The following is a 22,950-nucleotide window of genomic DNA, read 5'->3' as shown; positions in this document are numbered from 1 at the left end:
TGTGGAAAGAGAGGAAGGGAAACTATAGCGGCCGCAGTCCGTACCAGGCGATGGCCGGCAGCTCGCGCAGGATCGAATACAGGTCGCGCGCCTCGGCATAGCGGGGCGAGGCGCCGCCGACCTGCGGCACGCCATGGCGCCTAAGCGCCAGCATGGTGCGCGGCACATGAAAGTACTGCGTGATGGCCGTGGCGCTGGTGTAGCCATGTTCGCGCATATAGGCGCTGGCGTGGGTGGCGGTGGCCCAGGTGTCGTTGCCGAGGCTGTCGGCCACCACCTGGCCGGCCGGCACGCCGCGCGCGATAAGATAGTCGCGCATCACCGCCGCTTCATCGTGGCCGGCCGGATCGACGCCGCCGCTGACGAACAGCACGCGGCAGCGCGCGGCGGCGTAGCAATCGTAGGCGCGGTCGAGCCGGGCGGCCAGGCGCGGCGAGGGCTTGCCGTCGGGCGCGACCGTGTTGCCCAGCACCACCGCGACGTCGGCCTGCGGGGCGTCGGCCTGCAGGCCCGCCGCGACCAGGGCGGCGGCGGCCAGCGCCACGGCCACGCCCAGGCTGGCGAGGGCAACAAGGGCGCGGCGGGGCCAGCGGGGCGCGCTCATTGCCGTTTGGGGAAGGGCAGGTCGACTTCGATGGCGTTCGAGTAGACCGGGCTGGTTGCGGCGGCCGGGTCCGTCAGCGCCACGACCAGCCGGTAGCGGCCGGGGGCCAGGTCGGGGAAGAAGGGCACGTACTGGCCGTTGCCGGCGCTTACCTGGTACTCGAACCCGCCGTTTCCGTCCGGACGCCACAGCACCGGGTCGTCGGCCCAGTCGGCCACGTGGCGCGGGCCCGTGGGCGCCGCAGGCCGGTCGGCGTTGTCGGCATAGGCGGGGGAAGTCTGCGCGGCGGCGGCCGCAACGGCGGGCGCGGCCAGCGTCACCGGCGGGCGTTGGTAGAGCGGCTGCAGCGTGCGCCGATCCTGCGCGTCGATGAACAGCAGCCAGATGCGTGGCGATTGCAGTCGCGCCGACTCGGGGCCGAGGTTGGTCACGTGCAGCGTGAAGCGGCCGCCGGCCTCGTACAGCGTGGTGCCCAGGTGGCCATAGACGGACAGCATCAGGCCGCTCGTGGGCGTGCGCGGCGCCGGGGCATAGCGGTGTTTGTCGATCTTCAGGTCGGCGTAGCGCACCCATGCCGGCGGTGCATCCGCGCTCGCGCCGGCCTCGCGCACCTGCAGCCACTGCGGACGCAGCGCGATCACGTCGAGGCGCTCCCCGGCCTTGGCTGTCCGCGTCGACAGCGCCTTTACATCGGGGGCGTCGTACAGGTCGAGCCGGTCGAAGGGCACGCTGCTGTCGCCATCCAGCGGCGAGTCGTCGCCGTCGATCTGGATGCGCGCCACCGTGCCGTCTTCATTGAACCCGTACGTCAGCTCGAAGGCGCTGTCCTCCAGGTCGAACAGCGCCTGGGTGGTCCACCGCACCGGGCGCGCGGTGCCATCGGGGCGCAGCGCGTAGTCCTCGGTGCCGTTGCTGTCGGCGCCGTAGCGGCAGCCCACCGAGAAGGCGGCCTTGGCGGCATCGAACACGGGGTTGACGAACTGGTGGCACGGGCTGGCCAGCGGCGCGGGATGCGCGATCTCGCGGAACTTGCCTTCCTTGGGCCGGTACAGGAACAGCCGGGCCTGGACCTGGCCGCCGCCGCCGCTCTGGCCGATGACCAGGTCGCGGTAACCGTCGTGGTCGATGTCGGGCGTCTCGAAGACGTCGACCGCTTCGTCGTCCAGGCGGGCGATTTCCTGCGGCGCGCCCTTGCCGACGCGAACGCTGACGCGCTGCTGCGTGGCCCCGTCGACGGTTACCACCGCCCGCAGGCCCGGCTTGATGTCGTAGGCATGGTCGCGCGCGAATGCGTCGGCGCTGACGCCGGCGCCGGCCAGCATGGCCGCAAGCAGGAACATTTTCAAGGCAGCGCCTCCCGGATTTCTTCTCGGCGCATTATGCCCGAGCCGTCGCGCCGCGCGCCGTGCCTGCGGGGGACGCGTCGAGGGTCGCGGCGGCCGCGAGTTCCTGGGTAGAATCATCGGATAGCTTGCGACGCGCGCGCCATGAACCTCCCGTTCCCCATCCGTCAAGAATGCCCGCCGGGCGCCTGTATGTGCGACCGCGACCGGCTGCTGGCCGATCCGGCGGCGGACGTGCGCATCCTGCGGCTCACCAAGGAAGAGGAAAAGCGCCTGGTGGCGCGGCTGGAGAACATTGCCAGCCTGGAAGACCTGCGCGCCATGCAGGGCCGCATGCAGGCGCAATTGGGCATCGTGGTGCGCATCATCCCCAGCGACAACGAAGTGCGCACCTCGCGCGGCATTGCCATCCAGCTCGACGAGCAGCCCGGCCTGTGCCGCAAGACGCGCACGTCGATTCCGGCCGCCATCCGCCGCGGCTTCGACAACAGGCCCGAGATCGTCTACGCGCTGCTGAACGAGCGCGACCTGCTGAACGGCACGTAGCGCCGTCATGCCATGGACGCCGTGGCGGTCGGCGCCCGCTGCGTCCCTACCTGCCGCGCGGCACGGGGCAGGGCGCCAGCGGCACCACGTCGGCGGGCGTGCGGCCCGCTTCGGGCCGGGTATCCATCTTCTTGCCGCTGCGCGCGGGATAGACCAGCAGCACGGCGCTGCCGGGGGCCAGCGTGGGCGCGTTGGGGCCGCCGTAGGCCACGGTCCAGCCGCGCACCGCCAGCGGCGCCAGCGTGTATTGCAGGGCCGAACCGGGCGACACGTGAGCCACCTTGCCGGCGAACAGTTCCTGTTGCCGGGTCTCGAGGCCGTTGACCGACTGGTAGGTGGCGATGCTGACCAGCGCGGCAGATTCGCCGTGCCGCGCCAGGATCGCGGTTTCGTAGCGGCCGGGGGGAATGGCCGTGAGGCTGACGCTGATGTTGCCCTGCGGCTGGCCGCCGCCGTCCAGCCGCACGCCGGTCACGTCGGCCCGCGCCAACGGGGCTGACCCGGTGTTGCGAACCCGCACGCTGTACTGCCCCGACGTGCCGGTCAGCGTACACACCTCGATGCCGTGGGGCGGTGTGTTCGCGTGCGCGGACGCCGCCAGGACGGCGGCGGGCAGGATGGCGGCGCGGAATAGTCGGGACGGCACGGTACGCTCCTATAAGAGGAGGCAGCGCGCCGGGACGCCGCGTTGCCTGCCTTATTACACCACCTGGCGGCCGGGGCCGTCGCCCTGCGGGCGCTTGCCGGCCAGCCAGTGCAGGATCAGCGCCAGCACCAGCAGGGCTGCCATGATGAAGCCCCAGAACAGCCAGCCCAGCACCGCGATCCAGGTGCCCAGGCTGCCGGCCGCGGGCAGGACCTGGTTCAGCAGGTCCACCAGCCACACCAGCCCCGACTGCAGCGACTGGATCAGGCCGGCGTCGACCCAGGGGGCCGCCCACGCGGGCGCCTGCCATTGCGCCGAGCCGATCGCGGCGGCGCCCGGCACCTGGGTCGAGGCGATGGCCGCCAGCACCCAGTCCGCCAACTGTAGCGTCAGCGCCACCAGGCCGGTCCATAGCGCGGCCAGTACGGCGAAAGCGATCCAGATGATTTTCTTCATTGTTGCGGTACTCCGGTGATTCAGGAAAGAAACGCCACGATAGAGCGGAAACGGATTCTGAAAAACCAGCGTCTTTGTGACAATCATTAAGAAAAAACCGAAGTCTTGGCATGCGCCAGTATCTGCTGCACCAGCGGGTGGTGCTGCCCGCGCCGATTGCGGATGCCGTGGATTTCCTCGTGCACGCTGTCGCAGCGCGCCAGCGGCCGCAGGCCGCGCAGCAGGCCGACGTCGTCGCCGCCCAGGCGGCTGAGCGGGAACACGCCCAGGCCGCGCGCGGCGAACACCGACATCAGCGCGCTGTCCTCGAACTCGCCGACCACGTTGGGCCGCAGGCCCTGTTCATTGAACCACCGGTCCAGCGTCTGGCGCAGCACCGAATGGCCGGTCGGCAGCAACACCGGCAGGCGCTCCAGGCAGCGCGGGAAGTCCTGCGTGTCGGCCTTGCGCACCAGCCGCGCCGGGCCGTACCAATCGACCGGCGAGGACACCAGCCGGTCGCTGGTCAGGCGCAGGTTGGGGTTGGCCGGCGCGCCCTGGCCGGCCAGCACCAGGTCCAGGTGGTGGCGCGCCAGTTCGCCCAGCAGTTCCTCGACCTCGCCCTCGTGGCAGGTCAGGCGCAGGTCGGGGGTGTCCAGCACCGGCCCCAGCAGCGCGTGGGCGGCGAGCTTGGAGATGCCGTCCGACAGGCCCACCGACAGGCGGATCACCGGCTTGGTGGCGGCGGCGCGGACTTCCTGCGGCAGTTCCTGGCCGATCTGGAAGATCTCCTCGGCGCGGGCGAAGGCGGCCTGCCCGGCGTCGGTCAGGGCCACCCCGCGCCCGGCCGGACGCAGCAACTGGTGGCCCAGGTTCTTTTCCAGTTCGCGCACCTGGGCGCTGATGGTCTGGATGGCCATGTCGAGGCGCTCGGCGGCGCGCGAGAAGCCGCCTTCCTTGGCGACCATCCAGAAGTAGTACAGGTGGCGGTAATTGAGCATGGCGATGTTCACTTCGGTTTTTTCGAACCATAACTCACTTTCAGGCTGATTTCTCCATCGGCCCGGGATCCGGATCATGAGGGCCTTCACACACAAGCGGGAACATCATGGAAGCCTTGCTCTCATTTCTACAAGCCGACTTCGCCGGCACGCCGGCCTGGAGCTGGCTGCTGTTCATCGGCATCGTCATCTCCCTGCTGGTCTTCGACCTGGGCGTGCTGCACAAGGAAGACCGCGAGATCGGCGTGCGCGAAAGCCTGCTGCTGTCGGCGGGTTACATTTCGGCCGCGTTGCTGTTCGGCGGCTGGGTCTGGTGGCAGATGGGCCCGGCCAGCGGCATGGCCTACTACACGGGCTTCCTGATCGAGAAATCGCTGTCGCTGGACAATGTGTTCGTGATCGCGCTGATCTTCAGTTTCTTCGCCATCCCGCGCCAGTTCCAGCACCGCGTGCTGTTCTGGGGCATCCTGGGAGTGATCGTGCTGCGCGCCATCATGATCGGCCTGGGCGCCGCGCTGGTCAGCAACTTCGGCTGGTTGATGTACCTGTTCGGCGCGTTCCTGGTGTTCACCGGCATCAAGATGTGGATGATCGCCGACCAGGAGCCGGACATCGCCACCAACCCGATCCTGAAGTTCCTCAAGCGCCGCATGCGCGTGACCGATGGGCTGCGCGGCAATGCCTTCTGGGTGCGCGAGCCGGATGCGGCCACGGGCAAGACGGTGCGCTGGGCGACGCCGCTGTTCCTGGCCCTGGTGCTGATCGAGTTCGTGGACCTGTTGTTCGCGGTGGACTCGGTGCCGGCGATCTTCGCCATCACCACCGACCCGTTCATCGTGTACACCAGCAACATCTTCGCGATCCTGGGCCTGCGCGCGCTGTACTTCGCGCTGGCGGCGATGATCCACCGCTTCCACTACCTGAAGTACGCGCTGTCGCTGGTACTGGTGTTCATCGGCACGAAGATCTTCCTGGTCGGCTTCATCGGCAAGATTCCCGCCGTGGTGTCGCTGTCGGTGACCTTCGGCCTGATCGGCGGCGGCGTGCTGTTCTCGCTGTGGAAGACCCGCTCGGGGGCGTCGCAGCCTGAGCTGAAGACCGAGTAAGCCCGGCAAGAGCAGAGGGCCCGCCCATGGCGGGCCCTTTTTCATCGCCGAGCCGCCTCAAGATGAAAAAGCCCCCTCGGGGGGCAGCAAGCCGAAGGCGCGGCGTGGGGGCCCTTTTTCATCGCCGAGCCGCCTCAAGATGAAAAAGCCCCCTCGGGGGCGGGAAGCCGAAGGCGCGGCGTGGGGGGGCTTTCTCATGCGCCGACGGCGGGCGCGGGGTCGAGCGTGCGCAGGAAGTCGGCGATGGCCGCGGCGGCGGCCTCGGGCGCGGCCTGCAACAGACAGTGCGGCGCGTCGATGTCGACCAGGAGGGTCTGCGGCGCCAATTGCCTGACCAGCGTGGCGGCGGCGGGCGGCACCACGCGGTCGTGGCGCGCCTGCAGGTATAGCAGAGGCAGGCGCACGCCGGCACATGCCGCGCGTTGGTCGGCGGCCATCACGGCCTGGAGGCGGGCTCGCATGACGGCGGGCGCCACCTGCGCGACGGCCCGGTCCAGCGCGGCGCGCAGCGCCGGCGTGCCATGGGCGCCCAGCAACAGGTGATGCAGGACCGCGCGCGGCAGCAGTGTGACCGGCAGCCAGTTGGCCAGCGGCCGCGCCAGGCCCAGCCGGGGATGCGGCGCGCGCACGAACGAGGCGCACAGGATCAGGCCGCGCAGGTTTGGCGGCGGCGCGGCGGCGATGGCGGCGCCCAGCGGTCCCGAGAAGGATTCGGCCAGCAGCACGAAGGGCGCCTGCGCGGGCAGGGCCTGGCGCACGCGCTGTTCGAGCGCGGGGTAACCGAGCGGCTCGCGGGCGGGATAGCGCAGCACCATGGGCGGCGGCGCGGGGGGCAGCGCGGACAGCAGCGGATCAAACAGATCGCCGGTGCCGTCCATGCCGGGCAACAGGACCAGTTGCGGAGGCATTCATCAAGTTCCGAATGGGGAATGGTCGCATTCTGACAGGGTGTCGGCATATCCAGTAAATATGAATGTGTAGCCCTATATATATTTGTCATATGGAATGACGCGGCGTAGAGTGCGGAACGTACCCAGACCCACGCAAGGAGCCGCCATGACCTGGTCCGCCAAACAGTATTCCGCCTTTGAAAACGAACGCACCCGCCCGGTGCGCGACCTGGTTGCCGCCCTGCCGAACGAACAGGTCGGCCACGCGGTGGATCTGGGCTGCGGCCCCGGCAACTCCACCGAGGTGCTGGCCGCCCGCTACCCGCAGGCCGACGTGACCGGCATGGACAGCTCCGACGACATGGTGCAGGCGGCGCGCAAGCGCCTGCCGTCGATCGCGTTCGAACTGGCCGACATCGAAACCTGGAATCCGCCGCGCCAGTACGACGTGATCCTGGCCAACGCCGCGCTGCAGTGGGTGCCGGACCACGCGACCCTCTATCCGCGCCTGGTGGGCAAGCTGGCGCCGGGCGGCAGCCTGGCGGTGCAGACGCCGGACAACCTGGAAGAGCCGGCCCACAAGCTGGCGCGCCAGGTCGCCGCCGACGGCCCCTGGGCCGGCAAGATCGGCGGCGTCAAGCATCCGCCGCGTCACAGCGCCGCCTGGTACTACGAACTGCTCAAGCCGCATTGCGGCCGACTGGACGTCTGGCGCACGACCTACATGCACCCGCTGGCAGGCGCGCAGGCGGTGGTGGAATGGTTCAAGGGCACGGCGCTGCGGCCCTATCTGAACAAGCTGGACGCTGACGAACAGGCGGCCTTCCTGGCGCGCTATCGGGACGAGATTGCGCGCGCCTATCCCGCGTTGGCCGATGGCACCGTGCTGCTGCCGTTCCCGCGGCTGTTCCTGGTGGCGGGTCCCAAGGACTGAAGCGGCGCGCCCGGTCCGCCGCGCCGCCGCGCCCTTGCGCGGGAACCGCGGCCCTAGGCCTTGTCGGCGAAGTAGCGCGCCGGCGTCTGTCCCAGCGCCTTGCGGAACATGGTGATGAAGGCGCTGACCGATTCGTAGCCCAGGTCTTCGGCGGTGCGCTGCACCGACACGCCCGACGACAACCGCTGCAGCGCCATGACGATGTGCATCTGCTGGCGCCAGCGGCCGAAGCTCATGCCGACCTCCTGCCGCACCAGGCGCGCCAGCGTGCGTTCGCTCATGGCCAGGCGCCGGCCCCATTCGGCCGCGGTGCTGCGGTCGGCGGGATTGGCCCGCAGCGACGCGGCAATCTCGCGCAGGCGCGGATGGTCGGACAGCGGCAGGTGCAACTGCTCGGTCGGCATCCGCGTCAATTGCTCGACCAGCACGGCGGCCAGACGGCGGTTGGCGGGCAGGGCGGTGTCGGCCGGCGCCAGGTCGGCCAGGTGCGCCACCATTTCCCGCACCAGCGGCGTGATCGCCAGCGTGCAGCATTGCGTCGGCAGGCCCGGCGTGTCCGCCGGCACGAACAGGAAGCAGACCCGGCCGTTGTCGGTGACGCGGTTGCGGTGCGGCACGCCGCCGGGGATCCACACGCCGCAGCGCGGCGGCACCATCCACAGGCCCTGCGGCACGAAGCTGGTCACCCCGCCCTGCAGCGACAGCACCAACTGGCCCATGCGGTGGCGATGGGTGGGCGATTCGTGTTCGTTGCGGGCCGCCTCCACGCGCATGGCGTAGGTCCATTGCGTGGGCGTGTCGGGATCGAAATAGGGGCTGTGGGCGTGCGGCGGATACATGGCGCGGCGCTGCCTTGGCTGGATTGAGGGATATTTTGTCATTATCTCGAAATTCAGCAGAGACGGCTTTGCCTAAGCTGACGGCATGATTCCTTCCGCTTCCTCCCCCGCTTCCCGACGCCCCGTTCTGCTGATCGTGGGCATCCTCTTCATCGCCATGGCGCTGCGCGCGCCGGTCACGGGCATGCCGCCGCTGGTCGGCCTGATCCGTGAACAGCTCGGCCTGTCGAATACCGCCGCGGGCATGCTGATCACGCTGCCGCTGTTGGCGTTCGCCATCGTTTCGCTGGTGTCGGCCGGCATGGCGCGCCGCCATGGGCTGGAGCGCACGCTGTTCGCCGCGCTGCTGCTCATCGGCGGCGGCATCGTGCTGCGCAGCCAGGGCCAGGCCTGGGCGCTGTATGCCGGCACGGCGGTCATCGGTTCGGGTATCGCCGTCGGCAACGTGCTGCTACCCAGCCTGCTCAAGCGCGACTTCCCGCAGCGCGTGGCGGGCCTGACCTCGGCTTATGTGTTGACCATGAGCATCGCGGCCGGCGCCGCCTCTGCCCTGGCGGTGCCGCTGGCCAGCCTGGCGGGCGGCAGTTGGCGCTTCTCGGCGCTGTGCCTGCTGGCGATTCCGGTGGCCGGGGTGCTGCTGTGGCTGCCGCAACTGGCCAACCATACGCCGCCGGCCGCGTCCACCGCGCACGCGCCGCATGGCGGCCGGTTGTGGCATTCCGCGCTGGCCTGGCAGGTCACGCTTTACCTGGGCATCAATTCCTTCGTGTTCTACGTGGGCGTGAGCTGGCTGCCGGCGATCCTGCGCGACGCGGGCTACTCGGCCGAGCGCGCCGGCTCGCTGCACGGGCTGCTGCAGTTGATGTCGGCCGGGCCCGCACTGTTCCTGGCGCCGGTGGTGCGTCGCATGAAGGACCAGCGCGCGGCCGCGTTCTGCTCGGCGCTGTCCTCGCTGGTGGCGTTCGTCGGGTTGATCGCGGCGCCGGGCTGGGCCACGTTGTGGATCGTGCTGCTCGGCCTGGGCACGGGCGGCGGCATCATCCTGGGCCTGATGTTCGTGGGTCTGCGCGCCAGCCACGCGCAGCAGGCGGCGGCGCTGTCGGGCATGGCGCAGTGCGTGGGCTACCTGTTCGCGGCCAGCGGACCGGCGCTGGTTGGCGCCCTGCACGACCGGCTGGGGGGCTGGTCGGCGGCGCTCGGGCTGTGCGCCGCATTGTGCCTGGCGATGGCGGGCTGCGGACTGCTGGCGGGCCGCGCGATCCAGATTGGCGCGTTCCGCACGCATCCGGCCCAGGCGCCGCAACGCGCGGCGCAGTGACGCCGGCGCACGCCGCAAGCGGCGTTTTCTAGCCGCCGGCCTGGGCGCGCCACAGACGCACCAGGATGTCGGGCGCCTGCGCTTCCGGCACGTCGAAGGTGAGGCTGGCCGTATCGCCGCTGGCCGGATCGCGGAACGCCAGTTCCACATGGAAGTAGCGCTGGTCGCCGCCCTGGGCGGCGCAGTCAGGCGTGGCCAGCGGGGCGGTGCGCCGCAGGGCTTCGCCGACCTCCTGCCGCAGCCCGGGCGGGCAGGAGGTCAGGTCGATGCTGCGGGTGCGCGCCAAGCCGGGCAGGTAGGCCAGCCCGCCTTCGCGCGTCAGGCTGACGCGCAGCGCGAATTCGAGCGGAGGCAGGTCGATCATGGCTGTATGCCCACCGCCGCCCAGGCGCCGGCGACGGCCTTGTGCGCGGCCTCGCCGTGCGCCCCGCGCGCCACGTCCAGCGTCAGGCGCGCGAACGCGGCGAAGTCGGCGTCGTGGCGCAGGCGCTTGTCGCGCAGCGTGTCGTACCAGATGCGGCCGGCCACTTCCCAGGCCGGTCCCTTCAGGGCGGTCGCGGCCAGGTAGAAGGCGCGGTTCGGAATGCCGGAGTTGATGTGCACGCCGCCATTGTCATGCGGCGTATCGACGTAGCCGCTCATGTGCGCCGGCTGCGGATCCTTGCCCAGCACCGGATCGTCGTAGGCGCTGCCGGGCTCGGCCATCGAGCGCAGGGCGCGCGCCTGCACTTTCGGCAGGAACAGGCCCTGGCCCACCAGCCAGTCGGCTTCGCGCGCGTCCTGGCCCAGGGCGTATTGCTTGACCAGCGCGCCGAACACGTCGCACAGCGATTCGTTGAGCGCGCCCGACTGGCCCTGGTAGGCCAGCGCCGCTTCGCTGTCGATGACGCCGTGCGTCAGTTCATGGCCGATGATGTCGACCGCCACGGTGAAGCGGTTGAACACTTCGCCGTCGCCGTCGCCGAACACCATCTGCGAGCCATTCCAGAAGGCGTTGTCGTAGTCTTCGCCGTAATGCACGCTGCCCACCAGCGGCAGGCCCGCGCCATCGATCGAGTCGCGCTGGTAGACGTCGTGGAACAGCCTGTAGGTCGCGCCCAGGTGATCGTAGGCTTCATCCACCGCCGCGTCGCCGCTGGCCTTGGCGCCTTCGGCGCGCACCAGCTTGCCGGGCAGGGCGGTGGTGTTGGCCGCGTCGTGCACCGCGCGTTGCGGCGTGCCGCCGGCATCCGAAGCGCGAGGAGCCGCCACCTGGGCCCGCGACGGCCGCGCGGCCATTTCACGCAATCCGCGTTGCTGCTGGTCGATGATGAGTGTCTTGACGGCCGGCATGCTGACACGCGCGTCGGCGTGCTGTGCCAGGCGGTCCAGGACATAGGGCGGAATCACGCCGATCAGGGGCGTGGACGCGGAGGGGCGCGGCATTGTCGATCTCCCGGTGAAGACATGGCGGACGCGGCGCGCGGGCCGGGCCCGGGGCAGGCTTTACGGTAGCAGATAGGCCATGCGCGGGCGTAACAGTGTGCGGCCTGATGCGAGGAACGATAAACGGGCGCGCCGCGCCTCGACGGCCGAGGCGCGATCCGTTATCTTCTGCGCGTTCCGGATTTCTGCTTACGCTTCGAGACATCGCATGTCCGCCGACTACCGCATCCGCCATCTCGCCCTGACCGAGACCCACATCCTGCTGACGCTGGCCGACGGCCGCACGTTGCGCGAGCCGATCCGGCGGCATATCCGGCTGGAAAAGGCCAGCCCGGCCGAGCGCGAACAGTGGCAACTGGTGGACGACGACCATGGCGTGGTGTGGCCCGCGCTGCTGGAGCCTTCGGCCGCGGGCATGCTGAACGTGCGCGACCTGTTGTGGGACGCGCATTACGAAGGCGCGCTGGCGGCGTTGCGGGCGGTGGAGTGGAAGCTGGAAAGCCTGCCGCAGCGCGAGCAGGAACTGGTTGCGCTGTGGCGCATGGAAGCCGACATCAACAACGGCGGCTTCATGCAGTTCCTGTGCAATTGGGGCGATCCGACCTGCCAGTTGGCGCTGCTGGCGCTGGGCAAGATCGGCGCGGCGCGCACGCGCGCCATCCTGGCGGAGATGCGCGGCCTGGTCGATCGTTTCGAGGCCGCGCCCGAAGTGATCGAACTGAACGATATCTACGGCGCCATGACCGAGGCCGAGCAGGCGCGCCTGCATGCGCTGGACGAAGCCTACTTCGACTATCCGGACGACCTGGCGCGGCTGGGCCTGGCCTACTACGACTAGCCAGGCGGCCAGTCGATACGCTTCAGTCGAACACGCCCGCCAGCACGTCCGCGACGATGCCGGTGGCGATGGCGATCAGGATGAGGTCATTGCCGGCCACGCGCCACTCGTAACCGGGATGCACCGGCAGCCGGGCCAACATCGGGCCGGGCACCATCTTCTTGGCGATGCCCGGGGGCAGCGGTTTGCCGCGCGCCAGGTTCTTGCGGATGCCGGGCGGCAGGGAGCCATAGCCGGTGGCGCCAGCCTGCACCGCGTAGCCGCGCGCGGTCGAGATGCTGATGCCCGCGGTGCTCAGGGTGACGCTGACGTTGGTGTCGGCATCCTTGCCGTTGCCCTTGTTCTTGCCGCCGCTGTTGCCATTGCCCTTGTTGTTCCCATTGCCGTTGTCGGCGTGATCGGGCTTGCCGCGGTTTTCAGGCGGCGCCGACCAGGCGGGGGCGAGGAGGGTGGTACAGGCCAAGGCGGTCACGAAAATGGCGATCGAGCGGCGCATGATGGGCACCCGGAGTTAAGGCCTATGCAGCGTACCGCAATGCTGGAACGCGCGCCATCTCCATTGGCAAGCGGTTTTTCCTATTGCAACAACCGTAACCTTTCACGCCGCTGACTCGGGCTAGAATCGCTCGCTTCTATTCCGGGGGGGAATGCCAGATGCGATATTTCCTGATCTTGGTGGGGGCGGCCGTGGTCGCCTATTTGCTCGCGCGCGGCATTGCCGCCGTGCTCTCGGATCGTAAACGCAACAAATCAGAAAGGGACTGAAAGTGAAGCCGACCGACCTCCAGATCGTCAAGTCCGTCAAACCGCGCAGCCTGAAGGTGGCCATCATCACGGGCGTGCTGTTCGTGCTGATCCTGTGCCTGGCGTTCGGTTCGTGGTTCCAGGTGGACCAGGGCGAACGCGGCGTGGTGCTGCGCAACGGCAAGCTGGTGCGCGTGTCCGAGCCGGGCCTGGATTTCAAGACGCCCTTCATCGACAACGTGATGACGGTGTCGGTGCGCGACCACACTTTCGTGTTCGAGAAGCTCGAAGCCTATAGCTATGACCAGCAACCGGCCACGCTGCGCGTGTCGGTCACCTACCGCGTGCCGCCCGAGCACGTGGCCGAGCTGTATTCCGAGTACGGCACCATCAGCAACCTGCAGATGCGCGTGCTCGAACGCAAGACGCCCGACGCGGTCAAGAACGTGTTCGGCCAGTACACCGCGGTGCGCGCCATCCAGGAACGCCAGAAGCTGGGCCTGGACGTGAACAACGCCGTGCTCAAGACCATGGAAGGCGCGCCGGTGCAGGTGGTGGGCGTGCAGATCGAGGAAGTCGGTTTCTCGCAGGCCTACGAGCACTCGATCGAACAGCGCATGCTGGCGCAGGTGCAGATCGAGACCACCCGCCAGCAGAAGGAAACGGCGATGATCAACGCCGAGATCCAGGTGGTCAAGGCCAAGGCCGAAGCCGACGCGCGCCGCCAGCAGTTCACCGCCGAGGCCGATGGCATCCGCATGCGCGGCGAAGCCGAGGCCGCGTCGATCCGCGCCAAGGCCGAGGCGCTGGCCGCCAACACCAACCTGGTCAGCCTGAACGCGGTCGAGAAATGGGATGGCGTGCTGCCCTCCACGCAGGTGCCGGGCGCGGCGCTGCCGTTCATCGGCATCAAATAGCGGCGGCGCTGCCGCTGTGCGCGGCGGCCGGCATGCGCCGCCGCGCGAATTCCACCAGGTGCTCGCCTGACAGCGCCTTGCTGTAGAACCAGCCTTGCACGATGATCTCGGCGCTGGATTCGAGGGCGGCGAGCTGCTCCTGGGTCTCCACGCCTTCGACGATGATCTGCAGGTCCAGCGCCTCGCAGAAGCGCAGCAGGCCGCTCATGACCTGGGCGCCGCGCGCGCTGCTCTGGGCGAGCACGAAACTGCGGTCGATCTTGACCGCGTCGATCTCGAACTGGTGCAGGTAGCTGAGGGCCGAGTAGCCGGTGCCGAAGTCATCGATATAGACCTTGCAACCGATGCCATGCAGGCGGTCGAACGCCGTGTGCAGCGCCTGCGCGTCTTCCACCAGCGCATCCTCGGTCAGCTCCACCGATACCTGGCCCTGGGCCTGCTCCAGCACCTTGACGAGCTTGTCCAGATACGAAGCCGAGGTCAGTGTGCCGCTGGTGACGTTGACGGTCAGGGGCAGGGTGAAACCGGCCTTGCGCCACGCAAGACATTGCAGCACCGCCTGCTTGGCCACCCACAGATCCACTTCGCGCATCAGGTCGGCCTGCGCCAGCCAGCGCAGGAATTCCAGCGGCGCCTGTTGCGTGCCTTCCGGGCCGGTGGCGCGCAGCAGCGCCTCGCAGCCCGTGCAGCGGCCGCTGCGCAGCGACACCTGCGGCTGGTATTCGAGATAGAAGTCGTATTCGCTGATGGCGCGGATCCGCGAGATCTCGGCGCTGCGGCGGGCGCGGTTGGCGTAGGTCGAGACCACCGGATCGTGCGCGAACAGCAGCGATTCCTCCTGCAATCGCGGGAAGGTGGTGTCGAGCGACTTGAAGTAGACGGTGGCGTCGGCCTTGCGCTGGCGTTCCAGCGCGACCACGAACGGCGCATAGAGGCAGGCGCCCAACGCGATCAGCGTCACTTGCAGCGCCACCCCGCCCAGGTGGCCACCGGCGCTGAGATAGGCATTGAGCAGGACCGGCGAGGTCAGCGGCAACGAGACCGAGGCGGCCGGAATCCAGCCCAGTTGCACCACCGCCAGCGCCACCAGCGCGTTGCACACCGGCGCCAGCACGAACGGGATCAGCAGGCGCGGGTTGAGAATCAGGGGCAGGCCGAACAGCAGGATCTCGTTGACGTTCAGCAGCGACACCGGAATGCTGGCCAGCGCCAGCAGCCGCAGCGATTCGCTGCGCGAGAACAGCAGGATGGCGACCACGAGCGACAGCGTCGCGCCGGCGCCGCCGATGAAGACGAAGGCGCCCAGCAGGCTGCCGTTCAGCGCGTACAGGCCTTCGTGGCCGGCCGCGGCGCTGGCGGCGTTGAGCGCCGTGGCCTGGTCCAGCACGTCTATCACGGGCGCCATCGCGTGATAGCCGTGGATGCCGAAGAACCAGAAGATCGAGTTCAGCGCCGCCGTCATCGGACCGGTGGTGAAGGGGCTGTCGAGCGAGGCCAGGTCGACCGGAATGTCGAACTGCGCCACGCCCGGAATGCGCAGCAGCAGGCTGACCGCGAGCGCCACCGCGCCGGCGGTCAGCAGGCCTGGAATCACCATGTTGAGGGTGCCCCGCACGTTCTCGCCGATGAGCCCGTCGGGCGCCAGCCGCGTCCAGCGGCGCCGGTGCAGCCAGGCCAGCAGGGGCACGCTGCCCAACGGCAGCAGGATGGCGATGCTCAGGATCAGGGTGGCGGCGGCATGCGGGTAGGGCGCCAGCAGACCCTCGGCGATCACGACGTACGACAGGCACAGGAAGGCGGCCGGCAGATTGGGCACGCGGTGGCGGATCGACAGCATGTAGCCAACCGAGGTGCTGACCAGCATGGGCATGACCATGTTGAGCCGGTTGTGCACGGCGGCCAGCTCCTGCACCAGCGCCGCGGACAGACCGAGCTGGCCGGCCACCACCGACAGCACCAGGAACAGCGCCGACACGAGCAGGCACGGCATCGTCCAGAGCAGTCCCTCGCGGATGGCGCGCAGTGCGCTCGCGCTGGCCAGGGCCGCCAACCGATCTTTCGGATAGCGCATGAAGCTCGATGTCGGCATACCGGTCGCCCTATGAAGCCCGCTACCGAGGGCGGGCTGGCCCGGGGCGCGGCCGCCTCGCCGGACCCGGTTTGTAAGAATCCTTTGCCGCATCCTAGCGCCTCAGTTCCCGACTTAGCAATCGCGCCGCCGAAAAATCTTAGGGATTCCCCTCTGTCAAGAATTGAAAAGCGGGCGCATCGTGCACGTATCGGGAGCAGGGCGGCGCGCTACCATCAGGCGCAAACCCTTGGGTTTGGCGGGAGCCGCGGCTTCAATACAGGCTGGATCAAGAGGGAGACAGGATGTCGCAGTTGGAATGGGTGTCCGGCGACACGACGCCGGAACGGCAGGGCTACTACGAAACGCGGTTCGATACGGGCGGCACCGCGATCACGCTGTACAGCGTGCTGGGCTGGATGCCGGCCAAGGCGCCCGGCAACATGGTGAGCTGGCGCGCATTGCCGCCGGCGGTCGAGCGTGAAGAGGCCGAGCGGCACATCCAGGAGTTGCGCGCGGCGCAGAGCCACGTGCCGATGGATTATTGACCGGCGGGTACCTCGCCGGGGCTGCCGCGGTCCAGGCGATATGATGGGAACGCAAGGCCGCGTGGGCGATCGAATGGTTACCGGCGCTTGTGCCCGACGCTGTTTCCGTTCATTCCTGGCCCGCGCTCCCCTTGCGGGCGGCACGCATCCATGACAGATTCCTTTTCGCGAGATTCCGACAGCCGGCGCCGGCCCGCATTCCTGGCCTGGCGTTGGCCTGCGGGCGGCCCGGGACGGCGACTGCTGACGCGCGCGGGGCTGGCCTGCGTTGTCCTGGCGGCCGTGGCGCTGCTGGCGTGGTGGAGCCTGCCCGCCGAGGCGCCGTCGTTTGCGACCACCATTGGCGCCGATCGGGGCGAACGCAAGCAGGTCACGCTGCCCGATGGCTCGGTCCTCGAACTCAATGGCAACGCCCTGGCCGAGGTCAAGTTCTACGGCGCGCGGCGCGAGGTCGAACTGCAGGGCGGGGAAATCCTCTTCACCGTGAACGCCGAGGCGCAGCGGCCATTCATCGTGCGCGCCGGCAGCGCCGACGTGCGCGCGGCCGGCGCCGTCTTCGATGTCCGTCGCGATGAGGACGACGTGACGGTGCTGGTGCGTGCGGGCACGGCGGATGTGACGGGCGGCCATTGGTGGAACCTGGGCCTCGCGGTGCTGCGCGACGGGCACCGCATCCGCGTGCCTGCGAGCGGCGCGATCGGGGTGCCGGCGCCCGCCGACGTCGACGCGCTGCTGGCCTGGCAGACAGGCCGCCTGGTCTTCCGCGACACGCCGATGGCCGAGGTGGTGCGTGAGATGAATCGCTATCTGGCCGCGCCGTTGCGTCTGGCCGACAGCCGGGCGGGGCGCTTGCGCCTGTCGGCTTCGTTCGATCTGGATCCCCCCGAGGCCATGCTGCAGGCGCTGGCCGCCGCGGCGCCGGTGACGCTGGCGCCCGCCGCCGACGGGGCGATCGATCTCAAGGCCCGCTAGCGCGGACTCAGGCCTGCTGGCGGGTCGCCGCCAGCACGATTTCGCGGATGCACACGCCGGGCGGTTGCGAGTAGGCGTAGTACACCGCGTTGGCCACGTCCTCGGCGGCCAGCACCTTGCCGCCCATGTCGGCCTTCCAGTCCTGGTAGCCGCTCTTGATGCCTTCGTCGGTGGTGTGGCTGAGCAGCTCGGTCTCGACCGCGCCGGGGGCGATGGTGACCACGCGCACATTGTGCGGCGACAGTTCCTCGCGCAGGTTTTCCGACAGGCCGTGCACGGCGAACTTGGTGCCGACGTAGGCGACGTGGTTGGGGAAGGTCTTGCGGCCCGCCACCGAGCTGATGTTGATGATGGTGCCGTGGCCGCGCTCAACCATGCCGGCGGCGACGGCGTGCACGCCGTTGAGCAGGCCCTTGACGTTCACGTCCAGCATGCGGTCCCACTGCGCCGGATCCTGGCGCGTGATGTCGCCCAGCAGCATGACGCCGGCATTGTTGACGATGGCGTCTGCCGGGCCATATTGGGCCTCGGCTTCGCGCAGGGCGGCGGCCAGCGCGGCGCGGTCGGTCACGTCGACCTGGCGGGCCAGCGCATTGGGCAGGTTCAGGGCCTGCATCGGCGCCAGGCGGCGCGCCAGCAGCAGCAGCGGGTGGCCGTGCGACGAGAACAGGCGGGCGGTGGCGAGGCCGATGCCGGAACTGGCGCCGGTGACGACGACGAGGGGGCGTTGGGGGGTAGTCATGGTGAAGACTCCAGGTATCGGTTATTTATATGCCGGAGGGGCTGAAAACGATTCTAGGACCGGCTTTCACGCTTGAAAAATGGTTTATTCTTCTCGCATCAATCGGAAAAACTTATGGATAGCCGCCAGCTCAATGCCTTCATCGCGGTCTTCGAGGAACGCAACATCACCGCCGCCGCGCAGCGGCTGCACCTGAGCCAGCCGGCCCTGTCGGGCACCATCAAGAGCCTGGAGAGCCTGTTGGGCGCGCAGTTGTTCGAGCGCCAGGCGCGTGGCGTGGCGGTCACGGACGAGGCCCGCATCCTGTATCCGCAGGCGCGCCGCCTGGTGGCGCAGACCGAGTCGATGGCGCGCCAGTTCCGCCAGGATGCCCGCCTGGCCGAGCTGCGCATCGGCGTCGAGGGCGAGATCGCGGGCGCGCACGTCCGCGCGTTCGTGGCGCGGGCGCGGCAGGCGGTGCCCAATCTGTTGCTGCATTTGCTGGAAGGCTGCGTCGGCGACGCCCGCCTGGCGACCGAGGACGAGCGTTGCGAGGACGAACTGTTCGTGCCGCTGTGGGACGACCCCTACGCCATCGCGCTGCCGGTCGAAGCCGCCGTGACCGCCGCGCCGCAGTGGATCGTCTGTCCCGATCACCCGAGCCATCAACGCCTGCTGCCGTATTACGGCGCGGCCGCCGGCGCGCCCGCCGCGCAGGCCGGGTCCTTGCGCCTGGCGCTGGAACTGGCCGCGGCCGGCGTCGGCGCCTGCATCGCCCCGCGCTCGCTGATCGCGCAGCAGCCGGGCGTCGCGGCCCAGGACCTCGATGGCCTGGCGCTGTCGCGCCGCGTCGGCCTGTGCTATGCGGCGCAGGCGCTGGACAAGCCGGCGCTGGCCTTGCTGGCGGAACAGTTGCGCGGCGCCGCCGGCGGATAGGATGCCGGCGGAATGGGATAAAATAGTAACAATTCCCATTTAGATTTCACCGCGAGCCGCGCCGTGTCCTCGACCGAATCCCTGCCCACCGACGCCGTTACGCGGATCTACCAAGAGCATCACGGCTGGTTGTCCGTCTGGCTGCGCAAGAAGCTCGGCAACTCGTTCGATGCCGCCGACCTGGCGCACGACACCTTCGTGCGCCTGATGGCGGCGCGGGTGCGCGCCGGCGGCGGCGACGAGCCTCGCGCATTGCTCACCCATATCGCGAAGGGCCTGGTGGTGGACCATTGGCGCCGCCGCGCGCTGGAAGACGCCTACCAATGCGCGGCCGCGCAGTTGCCGCCGCGCGAGGTGCCGTCGCCGGAAGTGCGGGCGCTGATCCTGGAAACGCTGTACGCCATCGACGCGACCTTGCGCACGCTGCCCGCCAAAACCCGCGCCATCTTCCTGGCCTCGCAATTCGACGGCGTGACCTATGCCGAGATCGCCCGCGCGCAGCGCGCGTCCCTGGCCACGGTCAAGCGCCACATGCAGAAAGCGCTGACGGCCTGCCTCATCGCCTACCAGGGGGGCGCCGCGTGAGCGCCACCTCCGATACGGCGGTCCTGGAAGAGGCCGCCGGCTGGCTGGTGCGCTTCCAGTCGGAAACCCTGTCGGCCGCGGACCGCGCCGCCTTCGAGCGCTGGCGCGGCCGCAGCGCCGCGCATGCCGCCGCCTGGGCCCGCTTGGAGGACATGCTGCGCAGCTTCGGACAGGTGCCGCCCGAGCTGGGGGCGCGCACGTTGCGGCGCCTGGAGCGGCCCGGACGGCGCCAGGCGCTGCGCACCGTGGCGGGCCTGGCACTATTGGGACCGGCCGCCTGGCTGGCCTGGCGCGAACTGCCGTGGCGCGAATGGAGCGCCGACGCGCGCACCGCCGCCGGCGAGCAGCGCCGCATGCAACTGGCCGATGGCACCCGCCTGCTGCTGAACACCGCCAGCGCCGTGGATATCCAGTACACCGCCGAGCAGCGCGTGATCTGGCTGCGCGCGGGCGAGATCCTGCTGACCACCGGCAAGGACCCGGCGCCGGTCCATCGGCCGTTCATCGTGCGGACCGCGCAGGGCTCGGTGCAGGCGCTGGGCACGCGCTTCATGGTGCGGGACGAGGGCAACGGCATCCGCGTCGCCGTGTTCGACGGCGCGGTGGCGATCCGGCCGGCCGCCAGCGACGCGCGGCGCGTGCTGCAGGCCGGGCAGCAGACCGTGTTCGACGCGCAGCGGATCGAACCCGAGTCGGCCGCCGACGCCGCGCTGGCGTCCTGGGAGGACGGCATGCTGGCCGCGCGCAACTGGCGCCTGGCCGACCTGGTGGCGGAACTGGCGCGCTACCGCCGTGGCTTCCTGCGCTGCGATCCGGCGGTGGCCGAGCTGCGCGTGTCGGGCGCCTTCCCCGTGAACGATACCGACGCCGGCCTGCGCCTGCTGGAGCAGACGCTGCCGGTGCGGATCCAGCGCATCACGCCGTACTGGGTCACCGTGGCGGCGCGCTGAACCTGCGCGGCCGTTACAAAATAATCGCCGAGTCCCTGACACTTTTTTCGCCTTCGTCCGGTGTACCGGGTGAATCGTCGCGGCGCGACCGCGATGCCCCGCCCACGAAGGATCCCTCATGGCCAGCCGTCACACCCGTTCCCTGTCCGTCCGCCGCGCGCGGACGCCCTCGTCGTCCTCGCGCGCGGCGGTGCGCGTCCTAGGCCTGGGCGTGGCGCTGGCATTGGCCTCGGCGGCCGCGCCGACGGCGCGCGCCGCCGATGCCGTCAGCGCGGCGAGCGGCAAGTCCTATGCGATTCCCGCCGGCCCGCTGGGCGACACGCTGGCTCGCTTCGCCGCCGCGTCCGGGGTGCCGCTGTCCTTCGACCCGGCCCTGCTGGCGGGCCAGCACAGTGACGGCCTGAACGGCGTCTACACGGTGCGCGAGGGCTTCGCGCGGCTGCTGTCGGGCTCCGGCTACGCGCTGGCGGAGCAGGGCGGCGGCGCCTATTCGCTGCGCAGGCTGCCGCCGCAGGGTGAGACCACGCTGCTGCCGAACGTCGTGGTGACGGGCGCGGACGCGCATGCCTCGGCGCTGCCGGCCGCGTACACGGGCGGCCAGGTGGCGCGCGGCGGCCGGCTCGGCCTGCTGGGCAACCGCGATGTGATGGACACGCCGTTCAGCGTCGCCAACTACACCTCGGACCTGCTGGCCAACCGCCAGGCGGTGACGCTGGCCGACGCGCTGAACGTCGATTCCTCGGTGCGCTTCACCGGCCAGATCGGCGGCGTGACCGATTCGTTCTACATCCGCGGCTTTCCGATCGGCGAAGGCAACCTGGGCGAAATTGCCTTCGACGGCGTCTATGGCGTGGCGCCGAACTACCACGTGTTCACCGATTACATCGAGCGGGTCGAGGTGCTGAAGGGGCCGGCGGCGCTACTGTACGGCATGTCGCCCAACAGCGGCGTGGGCGGCGTCATCAATATGGTGCCCAAGCGTTCGCTGCCGCAGGACCTGACGCGGGTGTCGGCCGATTACGCGGGGGCGTCGCAGTTCGGCGGCCGCGTCGACCTGAGCCGCCGCTTCGGCGACGACGGCGCCTGGGGCGTGCGGGTCAACGGCCTGCATCGGCAGGGCGACACGCCGCTGGACAACCTGCATTCGCGCACCGACATCGGCGCGCTGTCGCTGGACTACCAGGGCGAGAAGCTGCGCGCCTCGCTCGACCTGCTGATCCAGAACGAGAAGATCGACGCGCCCACGCGTCCGTTCCTGGTGGCGGCGGGCCTGCGCGTGCCGGACGCGCCGGACGGCCGCCGCAATGCGACGCAGCCGTGGAGCTGGTGGAAGTCCGAAGGCGAATCCGCGCTGCTGCGCGTCGAGTACGACATCAGCGACCGCCTGACGGTGTTCGCCGACGCGGGGGGCTCGAGCACCACCATCAACCGCCTGTCCGACCAGACGCCAACCCTCGTCAACGCCGCCGGCGATACGCGGGTGACCCCCAACCATTTCAAGTTCCAGGTCGATCGCAGCACCTACAACGCCGGCCTGCGCGCCAAGCTGGAGACCGGTCCGGTGCGCCATGCCATCACCTTCATGGGCACGTTGTACAGCGACCGCAACGCGCAGGCCAGCGTGAACGGCACGCCGCTGTCGTCCAACATCTATCACCCGGTGACGCGGCCCCGGCAGGACATCGCCGCGCCCGCCAGCGTGCCCAAGGTGTCGTCTTCGGACCTGAGCGGCTTCGCGCTGGCCGACACGCTGAGCGTGCTGGACGAGCGGGTCCAGTTGACGCTGGGCGCGCGCCAGCAGCGGGTCGAGTCGCGCAACTTCAATGCCGTCACGGGCGCGCGCACCCTCAGCTACGACGAAAGCGCGATCACGCCGCTGGCTGGCCTGGTGCTCAAGCCGTGGCGGAACGTCTCGTTCTACGCCAACTACATCGAGGGCCTGAGCAAGGGCGACGTGGCGCCGGCCACCGCCGCCAACGCCGGCCAGGTGTTCAAGCCGTTCAAGTCCAAGCAGAAGGAAGTGGGCGTGAAGGTCGATTTCGACAGCGCCATGCTGACCCTGAGCGCTTTCGAGATCACCAAGCCCAGCGGCCAGTTGACGGGCGGCGTGTATGCGGCGGACAGCGAGCAACGCAACCGCGGCCTGGAACTGAACCTGTCGGGCGAGCCGCTGCGCGGCCTGCGCCTGCTGGGCGGCGTGACCTTCCTGGACGCCGAGCTGACGCGCACCGGCAACCCCGCCATGCGCGGCAACCAGCCGGTGGGCGTGCCGCGCTTCACCGCCAACCTGGGCGCGGAATGGGATACGCCCTGGGTCGCCGGGCTGACCCTGACCGGCGGCGTGATCCACACCGGCAAGGAATACGTCAATCAGGCCAACACGCAGTCGGTGCCCGCGTGGACCACGTTCGACCTGGGCGCGCGCTATGTCACGCGCATCGACGGCAGGGAAGTGACCCTGCGCGCCAATGTCGTCAACGTGTTCAACCGCGCCTATTGGTCGGGCGTGGCGTCCTACGGCACCATCTCGCAGGGCGTGCCGCGCACGTTGATGCTGTCGGCGTCGATGGATTTCTGAGGGCGC

Annotated in this window: 24 protein-coding genes; 12 read left to right on the top strand and 12 right to left on the bottom strand. The window is 69.5% G+C overall.

Going from position 1 to position 22,950, the window contains the following annotated elements; all coding sequences use genetic code 11:
• Positions 1-22: 22 nt before the first annotated feature.
• A complete protein-coding gene (locus HV783_RS08180) occupies positions 23-604 on the bottom strand; it encodes a SanA/YdcF family protein (protein ID WP_175188951.1) in 582 nt (193 codons plus the stop codon).
• The gene (locus HV783_RS08175; RefSeq protein ID WP_175188950.1) at positions 601-1,944 is read right to left on the bottom strand and encodes a hypothetical protein; all 1,344 of its coding nucleotides are present in this window, start codon (positions 1,942-1,944) and stop codon (positions 601-603) included. The genes HV783_RS08180 and HV783_RS08175 overlap by 4 nt, the downstream gene beginning before the upstream one ends.
• A gap of 147 nt (positions 1,945-2,091) precedes the next feature.
• On the opposite strand from HV783_RS08175, the gene HV783_RS08170 reads away from it, so the two are divergent.
• Entirely contained in the window at positions 2,092-2,493 is a 402-nt protein-coding gene (locus tag HV783_RS08170) for a hypothetical protein (protein ID WP_064527014.1), read from the top strand.
• Between the two features lie 46 nt (positions 2,494-2,539).
• On the opposite strand, the gene HV783_RS08165 is transcribed toward HV783_RS08170, so the two are convergent.
• The 3 genes from HV783_RS08165 to HV783_RS08155 form a co-directional block, all read right to left on the bottom strand.
• The gene (locus HV783_RS08165) at positions 2,540-3,139 is read right to left on the bottom strand and encodes a hypothetical protein (RefSeq protein ID WP_054500864.1); all 600 of its coding nucleotides are present in this window, start codon (positions 3,137-3,139) and stop codon (positions 2,540-2,542) included.
• A 54-nt stretch (positions 3,140-3,193) separates the two neighbouring features.
• Positions 3,194-3,595: a hypothetical protein gene (locus tag HV783_RS08160; protein WP_054500865.1), complete on the bottom strand. Its 402-nt coding sequence runs from the start codon at positions 3,593-3,595 to the stop codon at positions 3,194-3,196.
• A gap of 86 nt (positions 3,596-3,681) precedes the next feature.
• Positions 3,682-4,575, bottom strand: coding sequence for a LysR family transcriptional regulator (locus HV783_RS08155; RefSeq protein WP_054501216.1), 894 nt, complete (start codon positions 4,573-4,575; stop codon positions 3,682-3,684).
• Positions 4,576-4,682: 107 nt separating this feature from the next.
• Between HV783_RS08155 and HV783_RS08150 the strand changes: the two genes are divergently transcribed.
• Positions 4,683-5,681 carry a TerC family protein gene (locus HV783_RS08150; RefSeq protein WP_006387384.1) on the top strand — a complete coding sequence of 333 codons (999 nt, stop codon included), beginning with the start codon at positions 4,683-4,685 and terminating at the stop codon, positions 5,679-5,681.
• A 194-nt stretch (positions 5,682-5,875) separates the two neighbouring features.
• On the opposite strand, the gene HV783_RS08145 is transcribed toward HV783_RS08150, so the two are convergent.
• Positions 5,876-6,589 carry a serine aminopeptidase domain-containing protein gene (locus HV783_RS08145; RefSeq protein WP_175188949.1) on the bottom strand — a complete coding sequence of 238 codons (714 nt, stop codon included), beginning with the start codon at positions 6,587-6,589 and terminating at the stop codon, positions 5,876-5,878.
• Between the two features lie 148 nt (positions 6,590-6,737).
• On the opposite strand from HV783_RS08145, the gene tam reads away from it, so the two are divergent.
• Complete coding sequence (gene tam, locus HV783_RS08140) at positions 6,738-7,505, top strand: trans-aconitate 2-methyltransferase (protein WP_054415298.1); 768 nt, start codon at positions 6,738-6,740, stop codon at positions 7,503-7,505.
• Positions 7,506-7,558: 53 nt separating this feature from the next.
• On the opposite strand, the gene HV783_RS08135 is transcribed toward tam, so the two are convergent.
• Positions 7,559-8,344, bottom strand: a complete 786-nt coding sequence (locus tag HV783_RS08135) for an AraC family transcriptional regulator (RefSeq protein WP_006387387.1) — start codon at positions 8,342-8,344, stop codon at positions 7,559-7,561.
• An 85-nt stretch (positions 8,345-8,429) separates the two neighbouring features.
• Here HV783_RS08135 and HV783_RS08130 point away from each other — a divergent pair, with 85 nt between their 5' ends.
• Positions 8,430-9,662, top strand: a complete 1,233-nt coding sequence (locus HV783_RS08130; RefSeq protein WP_277355990.1) for an MFS transporter — start codon at positions 8,430-8,432, stop codon at positions 9,660-9,662.
• Between the two features lie 28 nt (positions 9,663-9,690).
• On the opposite strand, the gene HV783_RS08125 is transcribed toward HV783_RS08130, so the two are convergent.
• The gene (locus HV783_RS08125; RefSeq protein WP_054500868.1) at positions 9,691-10,026 is read right to left on the bottom strand and encodes a protealysin inhibitor emfourin; all 336 of its coding nucleotides are present in this window, start codon (positions 10,024-10,026) and stop codon (positions 9,691-9,693) included.
• Entirely contained in the window at positions 10,023-11,087 is a 1,065-nt protein-coding gene (locus tag HV783_RS08120) for a M4 family metallopeptidase (RefSeq protein WP_116792928.1), read from the bottom strand. The genes HV783_RS08125 and HV783_RS08120 overlap by 4 nt, the downstream gene beginning before the upstream one ends.
• A 208-nt stretch (positions 11,088-11,295) precedes the next feature.
• Here HV783_RS08120 and HV783_RS08115 point away from each other — a divergent pair, with 208 nt between their 5' ends.
• Positions 11,296-11,925, top strand: a complete 630-nt coding sequence (locus HV783_RS08115; RefSeq protein ID WP_064527024.1) for a DMP19 family protein — start codon at positions 11,296-11,298, stop codon at positions 11,923-11,925.
• 22 nt (positions 11,926-11,947) lie between these two features.
• On the opposite strand, the gene HV783_RS08110 is transcribed toward HV783_RS08115, so the two are convergent.
• Complete coding sequence (locus HV783_RS08110) at positions 11,948-12,421, bottom strand: anti-virulence regulator CigR family protein (protein ID WP_175188948.1); 474 nt, start codon at positions 12,419-12,421, stop codon at positions 11,948-11,950.
• A 271-nt stretch (positions 12,422-12,692) separates the two neighbouring features.
• On the opposite strand from HV783_RS08110, the gene HV783_RS08105 reads away from it, so the two are divergent.
• Positions 12,693-13,586, top strand: a complete 894-nt coding sequence (locus HV783_RS08105) for a prohibitin family protein (RefSeq protein ID WP_049075835.1) — start codon at positions 12,693-12,695, stop codon at positions 13,584-13,586.
• On the opposite strand, the gene HV783_RS08100 is transcribed toward HV783_RS08105, so the two are convergent.
• Positions 13,579-15,675, bottom strand: coding sequence for a PTS sugar transporter subunit IIC/EAL domain-containing protein (locus tag HV783_RS08100; RefSeq protein ID WP_054500872.1), 2,097 nt, complete (start codon positions 15,673-15,675; stop codon positions 13,579-13,581). The genes HV783_RS08105 and HV783_RS08100 overlap by 8 nt on opposite strands.
• 284 nt (positions 15,676-15,959) lie before the next feature.
• On the opposite strand from HV783_RS08100, the gene HV783_RS08095 reads away from it, so the two are divergent.
• Both HV783_RS08095 and HV783_RS08090 read left to right on the top strand, forming a co-directional pair.
• Positions 15,960-16,202 (top strand): hypothetical protein, encoded by a 243-nt coding sequence (locus HV783_RS08095; protein ID WP_049075832.1) that lies wholly within the window; start codon positions 15,960-15,962, stop codon positions 16,200-16,202.
• A gap of 150 nt (positions 16,203-16,352) precedes the next feature.
• Positions 16,353-17,174 carry a FecR family protein gene (locus tag HV783_RS08090; RefSeq protein WP_175188947.1) on the top strand — a complete coding sequence of 274 codons (822 nt, stop codon included), beginning with the start codon at positions 16,353-16,355 and terminating at the stop codon, positions 17,172-17,174.
• Positions 17,175-17,181: 7 nt separating this feature from the next.
• Here the strand turns inward: HV783_RS08090 and HV783_RS08085 are convergent, their stop codons facing one another.
• Positions 17,182-17,916: an SDR family oxidoreductase gene (locus HV783_RS08085; RefSeq protein WP_054428684.1), complete on the bottom strand. Its 735-nt coding sequence runs from the start codon at positions 17,914-17,916 to the stop codon at positions 17,182-17,184.
• Between the two features lie 114 nt (positions 17,917-18,030).
• On the opposite strand from HV783_RS08085, the gene HV783_RS08080 reads away from it, so the two are divergent.
• The 4 genes from HV783_RS08080 (at position 18,031) to HV783_RS08065 (ending at position 22,944) form a co-directional block, all read left to right on the top strand.
• Positions 18,031-18,831 carry a LysR family transcriptional regulator gene (locus tag HV783_RS08080; protein WP_144655408.1) on the top strand — a complete coding sequence of 267 codons (801 nt, stop codon included), beginning with the start codon at positions 18,031-18,033 and terminating at the stop codon, positions 18,829-18,831.
• 63 nt (positions 18,832-18,894) lie between these two features.
• The gene (locus HV783_RS08075) at positions 18,895-19,416 is read left to right on the top strand and encodes a sigma-70 family RNA polymerase sigma factor (protein ID WP_175188946.1); all 522 of its coding nucleotides are present in this window, start codon (positions 18,895-18,897) and stop codon (positions 19,414-19,416) included.
• On the top strand, positions 19,413-20,366 hold the full coding sequence (locus HV783_RS08070) for a FecR domain-containing protein (RefSeq protein ID WP_175188945.1): 954 nt from the start codon (positions 19,413-19,415) through the stop codon (positions 20,364-20,366). Before HV783_RS08075 ends, HV783_RS08070 begins: the two co-directional genes overlap by 4 nt.
• A gap of 118 nt (positions 20,367-20,484) precedes the next feature.
• Positions 20,485-22,944 carry a TonB-dependent receptor gene (locus tag HV783_RS08065; protein ID WP_175188944.1) on the top strand — a complete coding sequence of 820 codons (2,460 nt, stop codon included), beginning with the start codon at positions 20,485-20,487 and terminating at the stop codon, positions 22,942-22,944.
• Positions 22,945-22,950 lie beyond the last annotated feature (6 nt).

It is taken from the genome of Achromobacter dolens, assembly GCF_902859745.1.
GTDB lineage: Bacteria > Pseudomonadota > Gammaproteobacteria > Burkholderiales > Burkholderiaceae_B > Achromobacter > Achromobacter dolens.
The sequence above is the reverse complement of the archived record's forward strand: the minus strand, read 5'-3'. Positions and strand labels throughout refer to the sequence as shown.

Coding starts and splice junctions, on each gene's coding strand:
- HV783_RS08090 (WP_175188947.1), top strand. CDS start 16,353: ATGACAGATTCCTTTTCGCGAGATTCCGACAGCCGGCGCCGGCCCGCA.
- HV783_RS08155 (WP_054501216.1), bottom strand. CDS start 4,575: ATGCTCAATTACCGCCACCTGTACTACTTCTGGATGGTCGCCAAGGAA.
- HV783_RS08110 (WP_175188948.1), bottom strand. CDS start 12,421: ATGCGCCGCTCGATCGCCATTTTCGTGACCGCCTTGGCCTGTACCACC.
- HV783_RS08065 (WP_175188944.1), top strand. CDS start 20,485: ATGGCCAGCCGTCACACCCGTTCCCTGTCCGTCCGCCGCGCGCGGACG.
- HV783_RS08170 (WP_064527014.1), top strand. CDS start 2,092: ATGAACCTCCCGTTCCCCATCCGTCAAGAATGCCCGCCGGGCGCCTGT.
- HV783_RS08085 (WP_054428684.1), bottom strand. CDS start 17,916: ATGACTACCCCCCAACGCCCCCTCGTCGTCGTCACCGGCGCCAGTTCC.
- HV783_RS08080 (WP_144655408.1), top strand. CDS start 18,031: ATGGATAGCCGCCAGCTCAATGCCTTCATCGCGGTCTTCGAGGAACGC.
- HV783_RS08125 (WP_054500868.1), bottom strand. CDS start 10,026: ATGATCGACCTGCCTCCGCTCGAATTCGCGCTGCGCGTCAGCCTGACG.
- HV783_RS08175 (WP_175188950.1), bottom strand. CDS start 1,944: ATGTTCCTGCTTGCGGCCATGCTGGCCGGCGCCGGCGTCAGCGCCGAC.
- HV783_RS08150 (WP_006387384.1), top strand. CDS start 4,683: ATGGAAGCCTTGCTCTCATTTCTACAAGCCGACTTCGCCGGCACGCCG.
- HV783_RS08120 (WP_116792928.1), bottom strand. CDS start 11,087: ATGCCGCGCCCCTCCGCGTCCACGCCCCTGATCGGCGTGATTCCGCCC.
- HV783_RS08160 (WP_054500865.1), bottom strand. CDS start 3,595: ATGAAGAAAATCATCTGGATCGCTTTCGCCGTACTGGCCGCGCTATGG.
- HV783_RS08135 (WP_006387387.1), bottom strand. CDS start 8,344: ATGTATCCGCCGCACGCCCACAGCCCCTATTTCGATCCCGACACGCCC.
- HV783_RS08100 (WP_054500872.1), bottom strand. CDS start 15,675: ATGCCGACATCGAGCTTCATGCGCTATCCGAAAGATCGGTTGGCGGCC.
- HV783_RS08115 (WP_064527024.1), top strand. CDS start 11,296: ATGTCCGCCGACTACCGCATCCGCCATCTCGCCCTGACCGAGACCCAC.
- HV783_RS08145 (WP_175188949.1), bottom strand. CDS start 6,589: ATGCCTCCGCAACTGGTCCTGTTGCCCGGCATGGACGGCACCGGCGAT.
- HV783_RS08095 (WP_049075832.1), top strand. CDS start 15,960: ATGTCGCAGTTGGAATGGGTGTCCGGCGACACGACGCCGGAACGGCAG.
- tam (WP_054415298.1), top strand. CDS start 6,738: ATGACCTGGTCCGCCAAACAGTATTCCGCCTTTGAAAACGAACGCACC.
- HV783_RS08130 (WP_277355990.1), top strand. CDS start 8,430: ATGATTCCTTCCGCTTCCTCCCCCGCTTCCCGACGCCCCGTTCTGCTG.
- HV783_RS08180 (WP_175188951.1), bottom strand. CDS start 604: ATGAGCGCGCCCCGCTGGCCCCGCCGCGCCCTTGTTGCCCTCGCCAGC.